This is a genomic window from Dactylosporangium roseum (assembly GCF_025264685.1).
Lineage (GTDB): Bacteria > Actinomycetota > Actinomycetes > Mycobacteriales > Micromonosporaceae > Dactylosporangium > Dactylosporangium roseum.
The window spans coordinates 778,601-798,302 of record NZ_CP073721.1; the positions used below are offsets into that span (position 1 = coordinate 778,601).

Annotated in this window: 23 protein-coding genes and 1 tRNA gene; 16 read left to right on the forward strand and 8 right to left on the reverse strand. The window is 71.5% G+C overall.

Annotation, left to right across the window (positions count from 1 at the left end):
* Positions 1-25: 25 nt before the first annotated feature.
* The 8 genes from Drose_RS03580 to Drose_RS03615 all read left to right on the forward strand — a co-directional run bounded on the left by Drose_RS03580 (position 26) and on the right by Drose_RS03615 (position 6,288).
* Complete coding sequence (locus Drose_RS03580; protein WP_260729983.1) at positions 26-193, forward strand: hypothetical protein; 168 nt, start codon at positions 26-28, stop codon at positions 191-193.
* A gap of 5 nt (positions 194-198) precedes the next feature.
* On the forward strand, positions 199-1,044 hold the full coding sequence (locus tag Drose_RS03585) for a PH domain-containing protein (RefSeq protein ID WP_260726728.1): 846 nt from the start codon (positions 199-201) through the stop codon (positions 1,042-1,044).
* An 81-nt stretch (positions 1,045-1,125) separates the two neighbouring features.
* Complete coding sequence (locus Drose_RS03590; protein WP_260726729.1) at positions 1,126-1,815, forward strand: SigE family RNA polymerase sigma factor; 690 nt, start codon at positions 1,126-1,128, stop codon at positions 1,813-1,815.
* A complete protein-coding gene (locus tag Drose_RS03595) occupies positions 1,812-2,993 on the forward strand; it encodes a hypothetical protein (RefSeq protein ID WP_260726730.1) in 1,182 nt (393 codons plus the stop codon). Before Drose_RS03590 ends, Drose_RS03595 begins: the two co-directional genes overlap by 4 nt.
* Entirely contained in the window at positions 2,994-3,842 is an 849-nt protein-coding gene (locus tag Drose_RS03600; protein ID WP_260726731.1) for a PHP domain-containing protein, read from the forward strand.
* Positions 3,839-4,591 carry a TetR/AcrR family transcriptional regulator gene (locus Drose_RS03605; protein ID WP_260726732.1) on the forward strand — a complete coding sequence of 251 codons (753 nt, stop codon included), beginning with the start codon at positions 3,839-3,841 and terminating at the stop codon, positions 4,589-4,591. The genes Drose_RS03600 and Drose_RS03605 overlap by 4 nt, the downstream gene beginning before the upstream one ends.
* Before the next feature lie 188 nt (positions 4,592-4,779).
* A complete protein-coding gene (locus Drose_RS03610) occupies positions 4,780-5,397 on the forward strand; it encodes a MarC family protein (RefSeq protein WP_260726733.1) in 618 nt (205 codons plus the stop codon).
* A gap of 36 nt (positions 5,398-5,433) precedes the next feature.
* Positions 5,434-6,288 carry a RecB family exonuclease gene (locus Drose_RS03615; RefSeq protein WP_260726734.1) on the forward strand — a complete coding sequence of 285 codons (855 nt, stop codon included), beginning with the start codon at positions 5,434-5,436 and terminating at the stop codon, positions 6,286-6,288.
* A gap of 84 nt (positions 6,289-6,372) precedes the next feature.
* On the opposite strand, the gene Drose_RS03620 is transcribed toward Drose_RS03615, so the two are convergent.
* Positions 6,373-8,619: a hypothetical protein gene (locus Drose_RS03620; RefSeq protein WP_260726735.1), complete on the reverse strand. Its 2,247-nt coding sequence runs from the start codon at positions 8,617-8,619 to the stop codon at positions 6,373-6,375.
* 265 nt (positions 8,620-8,884) lie between these two features.
* Positions 8,885-9,316 (reverse strand): Fur family transcriptional regulator, encoded by a 432-nt coding sequence (locus tag Drose_RS03630; protein ID WP_260726736.1) that lies wholly within the window; start codon positions 9,314-9,316, stop codon positions 8,885-8,887.
* Positions 9,317-9,432: 116 nt separating this feature from the next.
* Between Drose_RS03630 and Drose_RS03635 the strand changes: the two genes are divergently transcribed.
* Entirely contained in the window at positions 9,433-9,915 is a 483-nt protein-coding gene (locus Drose_RS03635; RefSeq protein WP_260726737.1) for a DUF2231 domain-containing protein, read from the forward strand.
* Here the strand turns inward: Drose_RS03635 and Drose_RS03640 are convergent.
* Together Drose_RS03640 and Drose_RS03645 are read right to left on the reverse strand one after the other, a co-directional pair.
* Positions 9,912-10,211, reverse strand: coding sequence for a translation initiation factor 2 (locus Drose_RS03640; protein ID WP_260726738.1), 300 nt, complete (start codon positions 10,209-10,211; stop codon positions 9,912-9,914). The genes Drose_RS03635 and Drose_RS03640 overlap by 4 nt on opposite strands.
* A gap of 114 nt (positions 10,212-10,325) precedes the next feature.
* The gene (locus tag Drose_RS03645; RefSeq protein WP_260726739.1) at positions 10,326-10,505 is read right to left on the reverse strand and encodes a hypothetical protein; all 180 of its coding nucleotides are present in this window, start codon (positions 10,503-10,505) and stop codon (positions 10,326-10,328) included.
* A gap of 86 nt (positions 10,506-10,591) precedes the next feature.
* Here Drose_RS03645 and Drose_RS03650 point away from each other — a divergent pair, with 86 nt between their 5' ends.
* Entirely contained in the window at positions 10,592-10,774 is a 183-nt protein-coding gene (locus Drose_RS03650; protein WP_260729984.1) for a hypothetical protein, read from the forward strand.
* A gap of 152 nt (positions 10,775-10,926) precedes the next feature.
* On the opposite strand, the gene Drose_RS03655 is transcribed toward Drose_RS03650, so the two are convergent.
* Positions 10,927-11,268, reverse strand: coding sequence for an FmdB family zinc ribbon protein (locus tag Drose_RS03655; protein ID WP_260726740.1), 342 nt, complete (start codon positions 11,266-11,268; stop codon positions 10,927-10,929).
* 3 nt (positions 11,269-11,271) lie between these two features.
* The gene (locus tag Drose_RS03660) at positions 11,272-11,940 is read right to left on the reverse strand and encodes a 5-formyltetrahydrofolate cyclo-ligase (protein ID WP_260726741.1); all 669 of its coding nucleotides are present in this window, start codon (positions 11,938-11,940) and stop codon (positions 11,272-11,274) included.
* Positions 11,941-11,981: 41 nt separating this feature from the next.
* Between Drose_RS03660 and Drose_RS03665 the strand changes: the two genes are divergently transcribed.
* The 6 genes from Drose_RS03665 to Drose_RS03690 all read left to right on the forward strand — a co-directional run bounded on the left by Drose_RS03665 (position 11,982) and on the right by Drose_RS03690 (position 17,958).
* Positions 11,982-14,051, forward strand: coding sequence for a GGDEF domain-containing protein (locus Drose_RS03665; RefSeq protein WP_260726742.1), 2,070 nt, complete (start codon positions 11,982-11,984; stop codon positions 14,049-14,051).
* A 9-nt stretch (positions 14,052-14,060) separates the two neighbouring features.
* Positions 14,061-14,996 (forward strand): UTP--glucose-1-phosphate uridylyltransferase, encoded by a 936-nt coding sequence (locus Drose_RS03670; RefSeq protein ID WP_260726743.1) that lies wholly within the window; start codon positions 14,061-14,063, stop codon positions 14,994-14,996.
* The gene (locus Drose_RS03675; protein WP_343871466.1) at positions 14,993-16,279 is read left to right on the forward strand and encodes a molybdopterin molybdotransferase MoeA; all 1,287 of its coding nucleotides are present in this window, start codon (positions 14,993-14,995) and stop codon (positions 16,277-16,279) included. The genes Drose_RS03670 and Drose_RS03675 overlap by 4 nt, the downstream gene beginning before the upstream one ends.
* A complete protein-coding gene (locus Drose_RS03680; protein WP_260726744.1) occupies positions 16,276-16,896 on the forward strand; it encodes a GNAT family N-acetyltransferase in 621 nt (206 codons plus the stop codon). Before Drose_RS03675 ends, Drose_RS03680 begins: the two co-directional genes overlap by 4 nt.
* A gap of 171 nt (positions 16,897-17,067) precedes the next feature.
* Positions 17,068-17,820, forward strand: a complete 753-nt coding sequence (sepX, locus tag Drose_RS03685; protein WP_260726745.1) for a divisome protein SepX/GlpR — start codon at positions 17,068-17,070, stop codon at positions 17,818-17,820.
* Positions 17,821-17,884: 64 nt separating this feature from the next.
* Positions 17,885-17,958: transfer RNA gene (locus Drose_RS03690), tRNA-Ala, on the forward strand.
* 334 nt (positions 17,959-18,292) lie between these two features.
* On the opposite strand, the gene Drose_RS03695 is transcribed toward Drose_RS03690, so the two are convergent.
* On the reverse strand, positions 18,293-18,724 hold the full coding sequence (locus Drose_RS03695; RefSeq protein ID WP_260726746.1) for a hypothetical protein: 432 nt from the start codon (positions 18,722-18,724) through the stop codon (positions 18,293-18,295).
* Positions 18,725-18,875: 151 nt separating this feature from the next.
* Positions 18,876-19,685, reverse strand: a complete 810-nt coding sequence (locus Drose_RS03700) for a metallophosphoesterase family protein (protein WP_390891415.1) — start codon at positions 19,683-19,685, stop codon at positions 18,876-18,878.
* Between the last annotated feature and the right edge of the window lie 17 nt (positions 19,686-19,702).

Genomic DNA, 19,702 nt, shown 5'->3' on the forward strand with positions numbered 1-19,702 from the left:
TTGCGCGACGTCGCGGGGGAGGGGATTGACGGCGATGCTAAAGAAGGTCCTCACCTGGGGAGGCATTGCCTTCCTCATCTTCTTCGTGGCATATCGGCCCCAGTCGGCGGCTGAGGTCTTCAAGTCCATCGGCGGTGGGATCATGGACATCGCCTCCGGGTTCGGCGACTTCTTCTCCAGCCTGGTTGCCTGAGGGCTATGAGCACCGGCCCCGAGCCGCCCGAGGGCGAATCGAGCTCCCGCCGCTGGCAGGACCGCGACACGGAGCCGATCCCACGTGCCCGGCCGAGCGACGCGACTCCGCCGCCGGCGCCCGACTACGAGCCGGTTGGCAGCTACACCGAGGACTCCTACGCCGACCCGCTCACCGACGGTGCCTACGCCGGTCGGGCCACCTACGACGCGCCGCCGTCGTTCACCCAGGACGAGTTCGCGCGGCTCCAGGGCGGTGACGTCGGCCCGGCCATGCCGCGGGGCAGTCGCATGGCGCCGCTCGACGAGGAGGCCAGCCGGCACGCCTCGCGGTATCTGTTCCCCACCGAGAAGTTCCGCGGTGAGTGGAAGCGGCACTGGATCCAACTGGCCAAGGAGGGCGCGGTCGCGGTCAGCGCCACGATCGCGATGGGGTATATCGCCGGCTGGCTGACCAAGCACAACCAGACCCAGTTGCGCACCGCGGTTCTGGTCGTGTGGGCGCTCGTGATCCTGTGGTGTGCGTGGCGGGTCGCGGATTGGTGGTACGACCGGTTCATCCTGACCAACAAGCGGGTCATGGTCGTTTCGGGAATCTTCACGCGCAATGTGGCCATGATGCCGTTGCTGCGGGTCACGGACATGAAATACGTCCAGTCATTGACCGGCCGCATGTTCGGATACGGTCATTTCGAGCTGGAGTCCGCCGGTCAGGACCAGGCATTGCGCAATATTCGCAATCTGCCCAATCCGAATGAGCTGTATCTGCGGATCGTCGAGGAGATGTACGAGCCGGAGGCCGTCGAGGCCCGGCTGGGCCGCGCCGCAGGCGCCGACGAGGACGGAACCTGAGAAAAACCTTCCGCGGGAATGCAACCCGTGGCCCCCTCCGTCGCGTCTTGCCACGTGGGCGGAGCGGGGGAGGGAGTGACGGTGCCGGACGAGGCAGGCTTCCGGGAGGACGATTTTCGTGAGTTCGTCGCGCAGCGGTCAGGTGCGTTGCTGCGCACGGCATATCTACTTGCCGGAGACTGGGCGACGGCCGAAGACCTGTTACAGATAGCACTGACCAAGACCTATCTCGCCTGGAAACGGCTCGGCCATATCGACGCCGTCGAGCCCTACGCGAGGCGCGTGCTCGTCAACACCTCCACGAGCTGGTGGCGGCGACGCTGGCACGGCGAACGCCCCACCGAGGTCCTTCCCGAGAGTCCCGCCGCCGATCGGCTCGAGGAGACCCTCGAGCGCGACGCCCTGTGGCGCCACGTGCGTGCGCTGCCCAACCGGCAGCGTGCCGTGCTGGTGCTGCGGTTCTACGAGGACCAGTCGGAGGCGGAGACGGCCCGGCTCCTCGGCGTCTCGGTCGGCACCGTGAAAAGCCAGGCCTCCCGAGCGCTCGCGACGCTCCGTCAGCGGCTCAGCGCGGAGGGCGTTGAGCCGGCCGCTCGTGTTCGGCCCTCGCGCCCGCCCACCGTGCCACTCAAGCGCCCCGCACCAGCGGCCGCAGCGTCGGCCGCTGGTGCCACGGCTGCGGCATCGCCGGCGGAAGAGACGGCGGGGGAGACGGCGGAAGAGACGCCGGCGGAACTCGATGAGCCAGTGGAAGTGGGACTGGGGACGTGACCATGCTCGAAGACGCTCTCCGCGACACGTTCGCGGCCAAGGCGGGCGATGCCCCGCCCGGGTCGCTGGACGACATCGCCGGCGCCGCCATCCGCGGCGCCGCCCGGATCCGGAACCGCCGCAGGGTGATGGCCGGCGGGCTCGCCGGCATCGTCGCCTTCGCCGTCGCCGCGATCACCGTGCTGCAGGTCATGAGCCTCGGCCAGCCCGCTGCACCGGGATCCACGGTCAGCCTCGCCGGTCCGCCGCCGACCGCGGCCGAGCCGATCCCGACCGGCACGCAGACGATCCCGCCGCAGACGGCCCGTGAGATCGACGCGATCGGCGGCGGATCGGCACAGCCGACGAAGAAGGTGCGCCTCCAGTTGCCCGACAAGGGCACGGTCGCCGCCGCCTACCAGGCGAAGGACGGCTACCTGGTCGTCAACACCCAGCCCGGCGGCGACAAGCAGCAGTTGGTCCTGCAGAACGACGACAATCAGCAGCAGATCCTCGTCGACGGTGCGAGCAACATCACGGTGGACAAGGACGGTGGCCAGGTCGCCTGGGCGAACCAGGGCACGGTCACCGTGGGCTCCCGCGCCGGGGACACGAAGAAGGTCATGACGAGGAACACGACCAGCGTGCCGAGCGACGCGAAGCCGGTGGCGTTCGTCGGCTCCGACCTGGTGCTCGGGCGCGCGGACGGCAGCGCGTTCGACGTCTGGTACACGAGCCGCAAGTACACCGAGTCGTGGGACGAGTCGGTCCTGCGGGTGTTCGGCGCCCACCCCGACGGCAAGAGCCTGTATGCCGAGGTGAAGCCGGTCGACCCGGAGAAGTCGATGTGCCTCGCGCGGCTGCTGCTCGACCAGCCCTTCACGGAGATGAAACGGATCTGCGGCCTGCCCCCGGCGGAGCGCAACGGCAGCCGCGTGTCCCCCGGCGGGCACTGGCTCGCCTACCCGGTGAGCGGCCGGAAGCAGGTCGCGATCATCGACCTGACCACGGTCTTCACCGACGGCAAGGCGCGGGTGGTGAACCTCGACGTGACCACCAAGACGGTCTGGCTCAACGCCACGACGTTCGTGGTGGACAACGGCGACACGTTCCAGGCGCTGAGCACCGACGGCAAGTTGGAGACGCTCGGTGTGGACAGTGCGAACGTGGTGCTGATCGAGCCGCTCTACGCTGGTTGAGTGCGGATCGATCTCCACACCCATTCGACGGCGAGTGACGGCACGTCGACCCCGGCGGAACTGGTCGCCGAGGCGGCCGCCGCCGGGCTCGACGTCATCGGGCTGACCGACCACGACACGACCTCTGGCTGGCCCCCGGCGATCGCCGCGCTCCCGGCCGGGCTCACCCTCGTGCCGGGGGCGGAACTGTCGTGCAGGTGGCACGGCGGTCCGTGGCCGATCTCGCTGCATCTGCTCGCGTACCTCTTCGACCCGACCGAGCCGGCGCTCGCCACCGAGCTCGCGCGGGTGCGGATGTCCCGGGAGACCCGTGCCGAGCGCATGGTCCACCTGTTGCGGGCCGACGGTATCGACGTGACCTGGGACGAGGTGCTCCAGCACGCGGCCGGCGGCACCGTCGGCCGTCCGCATCTGGCCCAGGCGCTCATCCGGCGCGGCCTGGTCGGCACGGTCTCCGAGGCGTTCGAGCCGGAGTGGCTCGGCCGGCGGTATCGGGTGCCGAAGGAGGATCTCGACGTCTTCGTCGCACTGCGCCTGGTCCTGGCCGCGGGTGGCGTGCCGGTGTTCGCGCACCCCCGCGCGAGCGCCCGCGGGCCGATCGTCCCCGACGCGTTGATCGCCGAGATGGCCGCGGCCGGCCTGTTCGGCCTGGAGGCCGATCACACCGACCACGCCCCGGAGGAGCGGGCACACGTGCGGGACCTGGCTGCGCGCCTGGACCTGGTGGTCACCGGCTCCAGCGACTACCACGGGCACAACAAGACGGTCCGGCTCGGCGCGCGGACCACGGATCCGGCCGTGTACGAGCAGATCGTGGCCGCCGGATCCGGAAGCGACGTGGTCGGGTGACCACCGAGTACAGCGGGTCCGGCGACCCGCGGCGCAGCATCGAGCTGTTGTGGGGCACCGCCCCGGCGCCGAAACGCGGGCCGAAGCCGAAGTTCACCGTGGCCGGCGTCGTCGCCGTCGCCGTCGCGCTGGCCGACGCGGAAGGGCTCACCGCGGTTTCCATGCGGCGGGTGGCCGAGCGGCTCGGCGTGACGGCGATGTCGCTGTACACGTACGTGCCGAGCAAGGCGGAACTGCTCGACCTCATGGTCGACGTCGTCTCCGCGGAGGCCGTCCGGCCCGCCTACGAGAGCGACGGTTGGCGGGCGCGGCTCCACGAGGTGGCCCGGACCAACTGGGAGTTGTATCGCCGGCATCCCTGGCTGCTGCAGATCGCCACCACACGGCCGGTGCTCGGACCGAACGTCATCGCGAAGTACGACTTCGAATTGCGCGCCTTTGAGGGCGCCGACGTGTCCGACGTCAACACCGACATGCTGCTCAGCCTGGTGCTCAATTACGTCGCCGGTGCGGTGCGCGCCGTGGTCCAGGCGGATCAGGCCGCCCAGACGACGGGCATGACCGAGGAGGAGTGGTGGGGTGCGTACGCGCCGCTGCTCGCCGAGGTCCTCGACGCGTCCCGGTTCCCGATCGCGACGCGGGTGGGCCAGGCGGCCGGCGAGGAGTACGGCGCAGGCGACCCGGTGCGCGCTTACGAGTTCGGCCTGGAGCGAGTCCTGGACGGCATAGCCACGCTGCTGTCCCCCTGACCCTCCAGTTCGCGCCGATCTTGCAGTTGTGGTGCCGGGACGCTCCCGGAAAGCCGCCAGGATCGAGCGTCTGCCCATGCAATCTCATGACTGTTAGGAGAATGAACTATTTACGGGCAACGTAGGGGCATGGTTCGATGCCGTCAAGGCTATGTCAGTGACGATGGTCGATCGAGGACAATTCGCCGGTGGATCTGAAGCTGTTCGGGGAAGTCTTCGTCACCCTGCTCGTGATCCTGGATCCGCCGGGTGCGGTGCCGATCTTTCTCGCGCTGACCGGCTCGATGTCCCGTCAGCACCGGAACCGGGCGGCCCTACAGGCGGTCGCCCTGGCGTTCGGGGTGATCGTGGCCTTTGCGCTCCTCGGGCGGCAGATCCTCGCGTACCTGCACATCGACCTGCCCGCGCTGCAGGGCGCCGGCGGCCTGTTGCTGCTGCTGGTCGCACTCGAACTGCTGACCGGCAAGACCGACGACCCGCGTGACCAGGTCACCACCAACGTGGCACTCGTGCCGCTGGGCACCCCGCTGCTGGCCGGACCGGGCGCGATCGTGGCGACGATGCTCTTCGTGCCGCGTGCCAACGACTTCTCCGGATATCTGGCGGTCGCGGTCGGCATCGTCGCGGTGATGGCCATCGTGTACCTCGTGCTGCGCTTCTCCGGCGTCCTGGTGCGGATCCTGCGCCCGAGCGGCATCGAGGTGCTCACCCGCATCGCCGGCCTGCTGGTGGCCGCCATCGCCGTGCAGTTGCTGGCCGACGCGATCGGCGCCTTCGTCACCGAGTACCTGCACTCGCCCCGCTGATTGGGTTTTGTCGTACCTCGGTGGCAGGATTCGGGCGTGGACAACGAACAGCTCGGCCTCTTCGCCCCGCCTCGGCGGCTGTTCACCTGCACGCCCAGCAAGCTCGGCAGCTACGAGGACTGCCCGCGCCGTTACCGGTTCTCCTATGTCGACCGCCCGGCCCCGCCCAAGGGGCCGCCCTGGGCGCACAACTCGCTCGGTGCCTCCGTGCACACAGCCCTCCGGAGTTGGTATGGGTTGCCGGCCGACCGCCGTGCCACCGCCGCTCTGCCGACACTGCTGAAGGCGACGTGGGTCCGGGAGGGGTATCGCGACGAGGAGCAGGAGCGGGAGGTGTTCCGCCGCGCGCTGGGCTGGCTGGAGTCCTATGTGGACGGGCTCGATCCGGACGAGGAGCCGCTGGGCGTCGAGCGCACGGTGGCCGCCCGCACCGAGACGCTCGCCCTGTCCGGCCGGGTCGACCGCATCGACCAGCGCGGTGACGAGCTGGTGATCGTCGACTACAAGACCGGCCGCACCGGCCCGGGTCCTGACGACGCCCGCGGCTCCCGTGCCCTGGCTCTCTACGCGATCGCCGCCGAGCGTGTGTTCCGCAAGCGCTGCCGCCGCGTCGAGCTGCACCACCTCCCGACCGGCACGGTCGCCGCCCACGAGCACACCGACCAGTCCCTCGAGCGCCACCTCCGCCGGGCCGAGGAGACGGCCGCCGACATCGTGGCCGCCGAGTCCGCGATCACCGCCGGCACCCCACCCGACGAGGCGTTCCCGGTCGCCGCCGGACCGTGGTGCTCGTGGTGCGACTACCGCAAGTCCTGCCCCACCGGCCAGCAGGCCGAGGTGAAGGACCCCTGGACGGCAGTGGACCGCCCGTCCCAGGTCGACACGCGCTAGGCGCCGCGACCTTGGTTGATCTTGCAGTTGTGGTGCCCCATGAACCGGGCATTGTGGGAGTGTCCCAGCACCACAACTGCAAGATCAACGCGGGGGAGGGGGGTGGAGGCGGTAGATCGCCACCGGGCCCCGCTGCCACACCAGGTCCGCCAGGTCCGCCAGGCGCGGGGATTCGGTGCCCTGTGCTCGATCGACCAGGATCCAACCGACCTTCTGGGAGCGCAGCCACTCCAGGCGCTCCGGGGTCGGGGCGTAGATGGCGGCGTCGTTCGCGGCGAGCCGGTCCGGGTTCCAGTACACGAGTGAGGGGCCCAGCCGGTGCCGGGCCGACTGCATCTCCGCCGACTCCGGCGAGTAGCCCCAGCTACCCAGCAGCACCCGCCGCTCGCTGTAGGCCGAGATCCAGTACGCCAGGCTCTGCCGGGCCTGTTCGCCGCCGCCGACGCGGTGCACGTTGGTCGCGACGTACTCGGCCGGAGTGCTGTGGTCCCGCAGCCAGCGGGCACCGGCGGCCTGCTCCGGCGTCACCCGCACGTGATACCGGACGCCGAGATTGGCGCTGGTCGCCGCGTCGTGCGGGAGCCGCGCGCCGCCGGCGAACAGCACCACTGTCAGCGCCGCGAACGCGCCCGTGCCGCGCAGCGCCGCACGCCGCCGACCGGCGAGGGTCAGGCCGGCGCCGACCGCGAGCGCCGTGAGCAGGACGACGCCCCCGAAGACGTACGTGGGCAGCGGGACGCCCCAGCGTGCGGGCACCCGCGGTACCGACGCCGTCACGGCGAAGACCGCCAGCGCCGCCGCGGCGGACAGGGCGACGGCGACCGCCGCCCGTGCCCCGGCGCGGTCGGGGATCCGGTCGGCGAGCAGCACCAGGCCCCACGCCGACAGGATCGCGCCGAAGGGCCAGCCCGCGATGATGAAGAAGTGCTGGCTCCACGACACGTGCCAGACGGTCAGCGACCCCACGACCCCGGTGGCGAGGGCGCCGGCCAGGAACAGCTCCACGTCGCCCCAGCGCCGGAGCGGGAACACGATCCCGGCCAGCCGGGCACCCATCGCGATCGCGTACGCGCCGAGCCCCCAGACGATGAGCGGGAGGTCGGCGGGTGTCGTGCCGGTGTGCTGGTCGCCGACGAAGTCCAGCATGATCGTGAACGGCCCCCAGGACAGCCCCTGCCCCTCGAAGCCGTAGAGGACCGCCACCGCGAACACCTCGACCACCGCGAACGCCCCGCCGAGCAGCCACGGCGTCCACGACGGCCGCCGCCGCAGGAGGTGTACCGCGCAGACGAGCGCCACGCCCACCCCCGCCAGCGGCAGGACCGTGGACTTCGCGCCCGTCGTACCGGCGGCGAACAGCACCGCGAGCAGCCACGTCCGCCGGTCCGCCTCCCGGCGCAGCACGGCCGCCGCCGCCGCGATGAACGGCATCGTGAGCGCCGCGGCGTAGAGGATCGACCGGCTCGACCAGGTGTAGTACGCCGTGATCGTGCCGAAGAAGGCGGGCGCCTGAGCCGGCAGGACCGCCTCGCCGACGACGAACATCAGCGCGGCGGCCACCGGCCCGGCCCAGGCGTGCCGGGTCACCCGCCAGCCGGTCACCGCGAACAGGCCCACCGTGAGCACCGCGAGCACCGGCAGGTCGAGCCGGAACCACAACACCGGCAGGTCGATGCCGGTCGACAGGCTGCCCGCGGCGAGGTGGCCGTAGGCGAACCAGTGGTACCGCAGCGGCCGGTCGCCCTGCTCCGGCACGGCGAGCGGGAAGTGGTGCTTGAGATCGGCGGCGACGGCGAGCAGGTTGAGCTGATCGATCATGTACTGCCGGGGCCCGCCGACCGGCACCGGAACGTTGACCGCCAGGAACGCGACGGTGAGGTACCCGAGGAAGAACAGCGCGATCCCGGCCACGGTCCACGACCAGACCACCGACGGCCGCTCGGGGTACCGCGGCATCCGCCAGTGCCGGCGCAGCCGTGGGACGGCCAGGAACACGGCGATCACGAGCAGCGGCCCGATCCACACCAGGCCGCGGAACGCGACCAGCGCGACCGTCTCGGCCAGCAGACCCACGACGGTGCCGAAGGCGACGTCCTCGAGCAGGCTGTGCGGCCTCGACCGCAGCGACCGGTAGAGCAGCGTGCCCGGCAGGACCACGCCGAGCCCCAGGTAGGCGGCGTAGCGGGCCACGTCCAGCGGGCTCGTGCCCAGGGCCAGGAGGAGACCGGTGACGGCGAGGGCCAAGGTCAGTGCGGGCGCCCAGGCCGACCGGCGGCGCCGCGGCGGCAGCGGCGTTGCGACGCGATCGGGGACGATGGTGGCCGTCGCCATGGGGAAGCCTCCGCGTCGGTGTGGTGTCAGGCGGACACCAGGTTGAACGCGGGCGACGCCCGTTTGTCACGCGCTGCCGATCCGGCCCGCTTCCGTCAGGCGGCGCATGGCGTCCTTGCGGGCCGGTGACTCGATCCACTCGATCGGAATGGTGAGCGGCAGGCTAACGCCTGGAGGTGCAGGCTGCGCAGGTCGCCCACCGTGATGATCGGCTCGCTGTGTGCCCGCCAGGTGACCGAGCCGGGACCGAAGAGCTCGAGGTCTGTCACTGGACGTCTTCACGGCGCTTCTGCTGGCAGGCCGGGCAGAGGCCCCAGAACGTCACTTCCGCCTCGTCCAGCTCGAAGCCATGGGCCTGGGAGGGGGTCAGGCAGGGCGCCTCGCCGACCGTGCAGTCGACGTCGGCGATCTCGCCGCAGCCCCGGCACACGATGTGGTGGTGGTTGTCACCGACCCGCGACTCGTATCGCGCCGGGCTGCCCGCCGGCTCGATCCGCCGGGCCAGGCCGGCCCGCGAGAGGGCATTGAGCACGTCATACACCGCCTGGGTCGACACCGTGTCCAGGCGCTGGCGCACCTGGGCCGCGATCTGGTCGACGTCGAGGTGCCCCGGCACCGACTCGAGGATCTCCAGCACGGCAAGCCGGGGTCGCGTCACGCGCAGACCCCGGGAGCGCAGCAGATCCTCACCCGACACAGCTCCAATAAGACCACGCTGCCTGGAACCCATCAAATGCTTCTGGACTCTTGAACCGCGGATCCTTAATGTGCGTAGACCCCGTCGGGGGAGGTTTGTCTGTCGAGGAGGCCCCGATGTTCGATCGAGTGCTCGGCCTGCCGGCCCATCCGCTGTTCATCCACGCGGCCGTCGTCCTGGTGCCGTTGCTCGCTCTGGCCGGCATCCTGTACGTGGTGTGGCCGGGCAGCCGGCGCCACATCCGGTGGCCGTTGATCGCCCTGGCGGTCGCCGCACCGGGCGCCGTCTTCTTCGCGAAGGAGTCCGGCGAGGCGTTCAGCGAGAGCCCGAACTTCGCCGCCGGTCCGATTCAGGAGCGGATCGAGCAGCACGAGGATCTCGCCAACACGCTGTTCCTCGTCGTGCTGGGCCTGGCGATCGTCGCGCTGGTCATGGCCTTCATGGTCAACGTCACGGCCGGATCGGTGTCGCTGATCAAGGCCCCGGTCGTGGTGCACTGGGTGGTCGTCGTGGCGGTGGTGGCCCTGGGCGCGGCCGCCTTCTACTACGTCTTCCGGGCCGGTGACACCGGCGCCCACATGGTGTGGGAGGGCTTCTAGAAGACGACCCGACCGCAGAGGACGAGGAGCAGGACGACCAGCACGGCGCCGGCGAACAGGCCCATACCCTTGGTCAGGATCGTCGCCGCCTGCTCCTCACGGTCGATCCGGTCGCGGTCCTGCCCGGGCAGCCGCCGCGGCGGCCGCGGGTTTTCGAGGGTCGGCGGGCGCCAGCCGCGCGGGGGCGGCGTGCTGCGCGGTGCGCCGGAGTAGGGGACGCTCGCCGGGGCGCTGGGCTCGGGCGGTGGCGGTTCGCTGCCCTCCGGGGGGCGCCGCCAGTAGGCGTCGTCACTCACGCCACGAGCCTACCCACGCAACCCCCGGGATGCGGTGCGGGCGCGTTCTTGATCGGCGGGCTGCGGGTTTCGGCCCGGGGCGGGGAAAGGATGCCCGCCCCGGGCCCGGGGAGGTCAGTCGCTGTCGAGGAGGTCGGCCAGCGACATGGGGCGGGTGGCGTCGGGATCGTTCACACGGTCGGCCGTGCGGCCGGATCCGTCGAGCCGCAGGGTCTCCTGCTCGTCGGCGGTCACCGCGTCGATCGATGCCCGGCCGGTCGCGCCGGGGTGAGCCCCGGGGGTGGGTTGCGTCATGACGCCGAGTGTGACCGGTGTACCGCGAAGGCGACTGTCGTCATTCGGCCACTTTCCCGCAAACTGGCCGGAGTACGCTCGCTGCCGTGGCAGGTACGAACGGGTGGGCTACCACCGATGATCAGCGTGAAGTGAGCTTCGAGGACTTCGCCGACGAGTTGGTCGTGCTGCCGGACCACACGACCGACGACACGGACGCGGGCTGGGGCGAGCGCGCGTCGGACAACGACGACCGCCTCCTCGCCGACCGCCCGCCGCACTGGGACTGACGCTCGGCCTGCCGGCACCGCGTGCGCGGCCGCTCCCTCGGCGGACCGCTGCTCCGGCCCGACCACCGGGCGAGCGGGCGGCGCGACCCGCGCCTGGACCCGAGCACGACGAAGCGCCCGGCCCGTGGACCGGGTGCTTCGTGTCGCGTATGTCAGGCCGCGGAGGCCGACGACGAGGAGGAGCCGGCGCTCGAGGTGGCCGCGGGCTTCGACTCCTTGGTCGTGGTCGACGTCGTGTCCGACGAGGACTTCTCCGAGGACTTCTCCGACGCCTTCTCCGACGTGGACGTCGACGACGCGGGCTTCGACGTGGACGACGAACGCGAGTCGGTGCGGTAGAAGCCCGACCCCTTGAAGACCACGCCCACCGCGGAGAACTGCTTGCGCAGCCGGCCCGCACACTCCGGGCACTCGGTCAACGGCTCGTCGGTGAACGACTGCACCGCCTCCAACTGGTGACCGCACGCCGTGCAGGCGTACTGGTAGGTAGGCACCGCTCAGCCTCCATTATTGGCACTCGACTGCTCCGAGTGCCAATGGTGCGCTACCGCACACCCTTTCGTCCAGTGGAGGTGTGGCTCCTCATACCCATCGGGATCATTTCCCACTAAAGCCCCACAAATGCGGCGATCATGCGGTTCGGCGGGCACCGAGCCGACCAGTTCACCCGGATAGAGCGGCGCGACCGTCGGCGCGGTCACCCGGGGCAGGACCCGGTCGTACGAGCCGCCGCCCTGGCCGAGCCGGACCCCGTCGCGGGACACCGCGAGCGCTGGGAGCAGCACGAGGCCGACCGCGGCCACCGCGTCGACGCCGAGACGCGGGCCGGTCGGCTCGATCAGCCCGTAGCGGCCCGCGGCGAATCCGCCGTCGTGGAGCGCCCAGTCGAGGTCCAGGTCGTCCAGCAGGACCGGGAGCAGCAGGCGCGGTGCCGCCTCGGCCAGCGCGGACACCAGTTGGGGACCGCCCGGCTCGGAGAGCATGGGCACGTATGCGGCGACCGACGTCGCGCCTGAGGCTCGTACGACCCCCACCGCCGCGGCGACCAGGGCGCGGTCCGCCGCCGCTCGAACCGCCGCCGGAAGCGCCCGCCTGGCGGACCGGATGTGCGCTCTGAGCTCTGATTTGGCGGACACCCTCGGCGGCGCCACTCCATCCCTCGTCATCTGTGACAGCATCGCATCAACCGACGTACGGGAGGACGGACGTGACGCTGCGCGCGCGGCTCACCGCCGCCTTCCTCGCCGTGGTGCTGGGCCCCGTCCTGCTCGGCGCCGTCTTCGTCGGCTTCGCCGTCGCTGCCGTCAGCGACCAGCGCGCCGCCGAGCGGCTCGACGCGGGCGCCGAAAATCTGCGGGCCGCGCTCGCCGTCACCTGCCAGCGCCTCCGGCTCGCGGCGGAGACCACCGCCCTGCTCAGCGTCGACGGCAACCGGCCCGACGCCGCGCAGGACGCCATCACGCGCGGCCTGGCCCGCGCGGTCGAGGTCACGCGGACCGACGGCGCGCTCGTGACCACCGCCGGGCAACTGCCGAGCAAGCCGTGGGCCGACTGCGCCGCGCCGACGCCGGCCGCCTACAGCGCCGTCTCCGCCGCCGTCGACGTCATCGACGCGAACGGACGGCGGATCGGGCGCGCGTACGCCGCCGAGCCGGTCGACTCCACACTGCTCGGCTGGCTGGCCGAGGCGAGCGGTGTGCGGGTCAACTCGCTCGCCGAGGGCGCGCAACCGTCCGAAGAGGACAAGGGCATCGCCGCCACGGCTCGCGGCCTGGTCGCCGGCGCCACCGGCACGTCCGTCGACGGCCGGCTGGTGCGCCGCCTCGACCCGCAGCCGGGTCAGCCGCTCATGCTGGCCATCAGCGTGCCCGCCCCCGACACCCAGGGGCTTTATGCGGTACTCGTGGCCGTCGTCGTCTGCGCGGGGCTCGTCGCCATCAGCGTCGCGTGGTGGCTCGCCCGGTCGACCACACACCCGCTGACCGAGCTGGCACAGGCGGTGGAGCGGGTCGCCGACGGCGACCTGGGCGCCCGCGTCCCGGTCCGCAGCCAGGACGAGGTCGGCCGGCTGGGCCAGACGTTCAACCGCATGACGCGCGAGATGCAGGGGTACGTCCAGGCCCTCACCGCCAGCCGGGACCAGCTCCGCGGCCAGCTCGGCGTGCTCGGCGACACGCTGTCGAGCACCCACGACCTGCACCGCATCCTCCAGGTCATCCTCCAGACCGCGACCGCCGCCACCGGTGCGCAGTCCGGGGTTGTGCTCATGGTCGACCCGGCCAGCGGTGAGCTGCGCGGCCAGGTCACCGAGGGACTCGTCGGGATCGACGTCGCCGAGTTGCGGCTCCACCTCGGCGAAGGGCTGCTCGGCACCGTCGCCGCCTCGGGCGAGCCGCTGCGCGGGCGGATCGAACGCGACGGGCCGGTGCTCTCGGCCGCCGAGCCGAGCTGTGTGACGTACGTCGCCGTGCCGATCGCCGCGCCCGGCGTCGGGCCGACCACGGGCCTGGAACAGCCCCAGCCGGACCGGCCGCCGGCGGCCCGCGGGGTGCTGGCCCTGTACGACCGCCACGGCTTCGACGAGTTCGACGACGCCGACCTCATCACGCTGCGTACGTTCGCCGGCCAGGCCGCGGTCGCCGTCGACAACGTGCGGGTCCACGAGGAGGCCCAGCGGCTCTCCCTCACCGACCCGCTGACCGGCCTGTCCAACTACCGCTACCTGCGCGAGTCGCTGCGCCGTGAGGTGGAGCGGGCCAGCCGGTTCGGCCGCAGGCTCGCCGCCCTCGCGCTCGACCTGGACCGGTTCAAGGAGGTCAACGACACGTACGGCCACGCCGCCGGCGACGCCGTGCTGGCCGAGTTCGCCCGCCGCCTGCGCGCCGAGATCCGCGAGGTCGACTTCGCGTTCCGGCAGGGCGGCGAGGAGTTCGTGGTGCTCCTGCCCGAGACCGACGCCTCCGGTGCCGCGGTGCTCGCCGAGCGGCTCGGCGCGGCCGTGCGACGCAGTCCCGTCATCGTGGTGTCCTCGACCGTCGGCCAGCCGCCGCGGCGCATCCCGGTCACGGTGTCGATCGGCATCGCCGTGTATCCCGATCACGGCTCGACCGGCCAGGCGGTGCTGGAGGCGGCCGACGACGCGCTCTACGCGGCCAAGGCCGGCGGCCGGGACACGTACCGGGTGGCCGGCGGCGCGACCGGTGTCCAGGGGAGCGGCGAGGTGACGCCCGGCGCGCCAAAGGCGGCACAACCACCACGACAGAGCCGTGCCGGATAGCCTTGCGACATGCCTGACACGACTCCTCACCAGCCCGCGCGGTCGCGCCAGCGGGCTGTCAAAGCCGTGATCCCGGCGGCGGGGCTGGCCACCCGCTTCCTCCCGGCGACCAAGGCCGTGCCGAAAGAGCTGCTTCCGGTGGTCGACCGGCCGGTCCTGCAGTACATCGTGGAGGAGGCGGCCGCAGCCGGCATCAGGGACATCCTCCTGGTGACCGGGCGCGGCAAGACCTCCATGGTGGACCACTTCGACCGCCGGCCGGACCTGGAGGCCCGGCTCGCCGAGAAGGGCGACGAAGAGCGGCTCGCCGCCGTCAAGCGCCCCAGCGAGCTGGCCGAGATCTACACCTGCCGGCAGGGCGAGCCGCTCGGGCTGGGACACGCGATCTCCTACGGCGAGTCGCACGTCGGTAACGAGGCGTTCGCCTGCCTGCTCGGCGACGAGTTCGTCGAGGAGACCAAGCCGCTGCTGCCCGCCATGCTCGATCTACAGGCGCGGACCGGCGGCATCGTGCTCGCGTTCATCGAGGTCGAGCCGGAGGAGTGCAGCCGTTACGGCATCGCCTCGGTCGAGCCCTCCGACCTCAGCGTCGACGGGGGTGAGGTGCTCCGCGTCACCGGCCTGGTCGAGAAGCCCAAGCCCGAGGAGGCCCCGAGCAACCTCGCGGTCATCGGGCGGTACGTGCTGCCACCCACCCTGTTCGACGCCATCCGCCGGATCGGGCCGGGCGCCGGCGGCGAGATCCAGTTGACCGACGCGATGGCGCTACTGCTCGCCGAGGGCACTCCTGTTCACGGAGTCGTCTATCGGGGTACCAGGTACGACACCGGCATGCCCCTCGGGTATCTGCAGGCGGTCGTCCAGCTAGCGGTACGGCGCGACGATCTGGGTCCGGCGTTCAGCCAGTGGCTGACGCAGTTCGTGGAGAAGGATCTGCGCGGGTGACAGCGGTTCCAGCGACGGGCTCCCACCACGACGCCGCGCGTGACGCGGGTGTCGGGCCGAACGCGCGCGTCCCACTCGCCGACTACCTGGCCGGCGTGCTCCGAGGGCTGCGCCCGTTGCCCCCGCTGGACCTGGAGATCACCGCCGCCCACGGCAACGTGCTCGCCGAGGACGTGGTCGGACCGGGTCCCGTGCCCGCGTTCGACCACGCCGCCATCGACGGCTACGCCGCGCGCTTCGACGACGTCAGCGACGCCCAGCCGGGGCGGCCGGTCCGGCTGAGCGTCGTCGGCGATCTGGTCGCCTCGAGCTGGCGCCCGGTCCGGCTCACCCCGGGCACCTGCTTCTCCGTCGCCGCCGGCGCCTTGATGCCGGTCAGCGCCGACGTGGTCGTGCCACCCGGGATGACCGACCAGGGCATGGCCGCGGTCGAGGTGTACCACCCGACGAAGCGCGGCCACGGCGTCCGGCGGGCCGGCGACGAGCTGCCCGCCGGGGCGGTCCTGGCCCGCGCCGGCGCCTACGTCACGCCGCCCCTGGTGTCGGTACTGGCCGCGAGCGGCATCGGCCACGTGGTCGTCCGGCCGAGCCCGCGGGTCGTGGTCATCGCCACCGGCGACGAGCTCGTCGACGTCGGCCGGGCCAGCCAGCCGGGGCAGGTCGTCGACGCCAACTCGCACGCGTTGACGGCGGCGGCCGCCGAGGCCGGCGCCCACGCGTACCGCGTCGGCATCTGTGACGACGATCCCGAGGGCCTTCGCGGGCTGCTGGACGACCAGATGCTCCGGGCCGACCTGATCATCACCACCGGTGGCACGGGCACCGGCCCGGGCGACATGGTCCGCCGGATCCTGTCCCGGCAGGTCGTCTTCTCCGACCTGTCGGTCTACCCGTGCTCTTCCCTCGGCTACGGCATGGTCGGCGGCCCCAACGGCGTGCCGATCGTGTGCCTGCCCGGCGACCCGGGCGCCGCTCTCATCGGCTTCGAGGTCCTCGCCCGCCCCGTGATCCAGTTGCTCGCCGGCGCCGACCCGGTCTTCCGGCCGAGCGTGCGCGCCCACCTGCTGGAGACCGTGAGCTCGCCGTCCGGCATGCGGGAGTTCCGCCCGGCGTACATCACCGAGCGCCGCGGCGGCGGCTACACCGTCGCCCCTCTGGCGGGAGGGCCCTACACCCTGTCAGGATTGGCCGACGCGAACGGGCTCATGGTGCTCGGCGAGAAGGTCATCAGTGCGGCCGCCGGGTCCACCGTTGACGTCATACTCTTGGATAGGCGGCGATGAGTCAGCCAGGTTGGCCCGCGGTGCTCTCCGACGGCCCGGTGGTGCTTCGGCCCTACCGCCGCTCGGACGCGCGCGCCTGGGCCGAGGTGCGCCGGGCCAACGAGCAGTGGCTGGCCAAGTGGGAACCCACACCGTATGGCACCTGGCACGACCTCAACTCGCCGGCCGCCTTCCGCGCTGTTCACGCCGACCTGCGGCGGGCGGCCCGGCAGGGCGGCGCGATGCCGTTCGCGGTCTGCTACGACGGCACGCTCGTCGGTCAGATCACCCTCGGCAACATCGTCCGCCGCGCCTTCTGCTCGGGATACGCGGGCTACTGGATCGACGCCCGCTTCGCCGGCAGGGGCATCATCCCGACCGCGCTGGCGCTCGTCGTCGACCACGCCTTCAGCGTCGGCGGCCTGCACCGCATCGAGGTCAACATCCGGCCGGACAACCTGGCCAGCCGCCGGGTCGTCGAGAAACTCGGCTTCCGCCAGGAGGCCTACCATCACCGGTATCTCCACATCGACGGCGACTGGCGCGACCACCTCGGATACGCGATGACCACCGAGGACCTCACCGGCGAGGGCGGGCTCCTGGCCCGCTGGCACAAGGTCTCGGCCACCGCCGCTTAGCTGCTGTTCGCATTACTCGGGTTGCATTCCCGGTTTACTCCTGCGTGTTGACGTGGTGATACGCCGCTCGGGCCGTACTGTCTGAGGCGGAGTTACCGCGTTGTAACTTCCACAGACTTGGATGACTCGACGCGCCTGGGGGATTGGCGCGACGAGGTGGGAACAGGAGGGGTGAGGGTGCCGACCTCGGTGCTCCTCGCCGTCCTCGCCGCTGCTGGGCTGCTGGCTCTGGCGCCCGCGTTGGTGCGCCGATACGACGCTACAGAGCGGCTGGTGGCGGAGCGGGCGTTGTCGACCGCACGGGTGCTGACCCGTGCGGATCGTCGGCGTCGCACGATTCCCGGCCGCCGTCCGGTCAACCCGCCACGCATCGTGGTGCCGCGCGTCACCTCGGGCACCGCCACCCCACAGGCCGTGCGTGATGCCGCCGCGCGCGCCGCGTCGGCGTCGGCTCGGGGTTCGGTCGCGGCCGGAGCGGCTTCCGGCGGCCGCCGGCCGCTCAAGTCGGTGCCGTCTTCCGCTCGGCGGCGCCGGGTGCAGCGCCCGCCGCGTGCGATCTACCGCCGCCGCCGGGTGCTACTGGCGCTGGTGCTGCTCAACCTGGTGGAGTTGTGCGGGGTCGCCCTGGTCAGCCCGGGGTTCTGGGTCAGCACCGCGGTCACCGGCGTGCTGCTCGTCGCCTACCTGGCCCACCTGCGGACCCGCGCGCTGGCCGACCGTCGCCGCCGGCGGCGCGAGGCGCAGTACGCCGCATGGATCGCCCGCCGCCAGGCCCAGGTTCGCCGCGAGCAGCTCCGCAGGGCGGCCCAACGGCGCGAGGCGGTGGCCCGCCAGTTGGCCGAGCGGGACCGCGCACGCCGCGAGGCCGCCCGCCTGTCCGCCCTGCGCGGCCGCCCGTACGACACGAAGGCGTCGGGCCAGTGATCTGATTCGCGTGTGGGTCTGGCGACCTGTTACTCTTAGCGCCGGTTCGCTCGGCGGACCGACTGGGGTTGTGGCGCAGTCTGGTAGCGCACCTCGTTCGCATCGAGGGGGTCAGGGGTTCGAGTCCCCTCAACTCCACATACATCCCGGGGCGGAGTCTGCTTGCAGGCTTCGCCTGCTGCGCCTTCGGGCTGTGGGTTCCTCGCGCAGGCTTCGCCTGCTCCCCAGTGGGGGCTTCGCCCACCCACACCCCCCGGAAGGGCTCGGCACTGTTCGCTCGCGACTGTCGGTCTTTGGCGGGAGTGTGTGCGTGCGTGATCACCGTTTGTGGACTGGGCTCCCGACCGCCGGGGTGGGTTGCCGTCGATGATCTTGGTTGGGACGCAGGAGAACTTGGGCTGGTAGCCAAGTTTTCCCCTGAAGCCGAGAGAGCCGGTCACTCAAGGTGACCGGCTCTCTCGTGTGTGGTGTCTTAGTTGGAGGCCACGCCCAGTCCGCCGGCGTTGCCGTGGAACTCGGTGCCCGTGACGAACGAGGAGTCGATCTGCTGGCGCAGGGCGTCGATCTCGGAGTACTGCGAGTCGGAGGCCTCGACGCTGCCCTCGGCGGCGAAGATGCTGTCGGTGGAGGCCTCGTCGTGGCTGTAGTTGGTGAAGTCGGTCTCGGAGTAGCTGGCGCCGTGGCCGTCGGTCCACTGGACGTTGTGGCCCTGCTGGAAGTCGGTCGACTCGGCGTTGGCGCTGTCCTGCTCGTAGACGTTGAAGTCGCTGTTGTACGACGAGTCGTTGGCGTCGACCTGGTGGAGCTGGTCGAGCTCGCCGTGCTGCTGACCGGCCTCGTAGTGGCCGTAGTCCACGTCGCTGCCGCCGTCGTAGCCGGTGTCGCCGGTGTCCCAGTCGCTCATGATGTCTTCCTTCGAGAATGTCGCGGTGGTGTGCGGTGGTGTGTTGCCAAGAACGTTAGGCGGACCGGCGACCGCTCGAATCCCGGAAACGTGCCACAGGTGCGTCAGGCCGGTTCGAGCGCCAGTGCGGCGGCCACCGATCCCGTCCGGCTCATCGCAACACCTGCCGAAGCTGCGCGGGCGGGGTCGAGCGCTTGCTCCACTCGCGTGGGTATCCGACGGACACCTCCTCGAAGCGCACCCCGTCGTGCCAGGTCGTGCGCGGGATGTGCAGGTGGCCGTAGACGACGGCGGCGGCGCGGAACCTGGTGTGCCAGTCGGCCGTGAGCGTGGTCCCGCACCAGAGCGCGAACTCGGGGTACCACAACACATCGGTCGGCTGGCGGACCAGCGGGAAGTGGTTCACCAGCACCGTCGGCAACTCGTCGGCGGCGGCGCGCAGGCGCGGCTCGGTGGCGGCGACGCGGGCCCGGCACCAGGCGTCACGCCCCTCGAACGGGTCGGGGTGCAGCAGCACCTCGTCGGTGCCCACGATGCCGGCGGCGCGCGCGATCTCCAGCGCCTCGGTGGTGGACGTGGCGCCGGCCGGCCAGAACGAGTAGTCGTACAGCACGAAGAGCGGCGCCACGATCACCGGGCCGCCCGGCCCCTCCCACACCGGATAAGGGTCCTCCGGTGTGTGGATGTCGAGACCCCGGCAGGCCGCCACCAGCAGGTCGTAGCGGGCTTGGCCGCGTGCCTGCTCCGGATCGTTCCGCGGTGTCCACAGCTCGTGGTTGCCGGGTGCCCAGATCACCTTCGCGAACCGCTCGCGCAACGTCCGCAGCGCCCACCTGACGTCGGCGAACTGCTCCGCGACGTCCCCGGCGACGATCAGCCAGTCGTCGTCGTGGGTGGGGCGTAATCGCTCGACCAGGGCCCGGTTCTCGGCATAACTGACATGGAGGTCACTGATCGCCATCAGTCGCCCGCTCACGA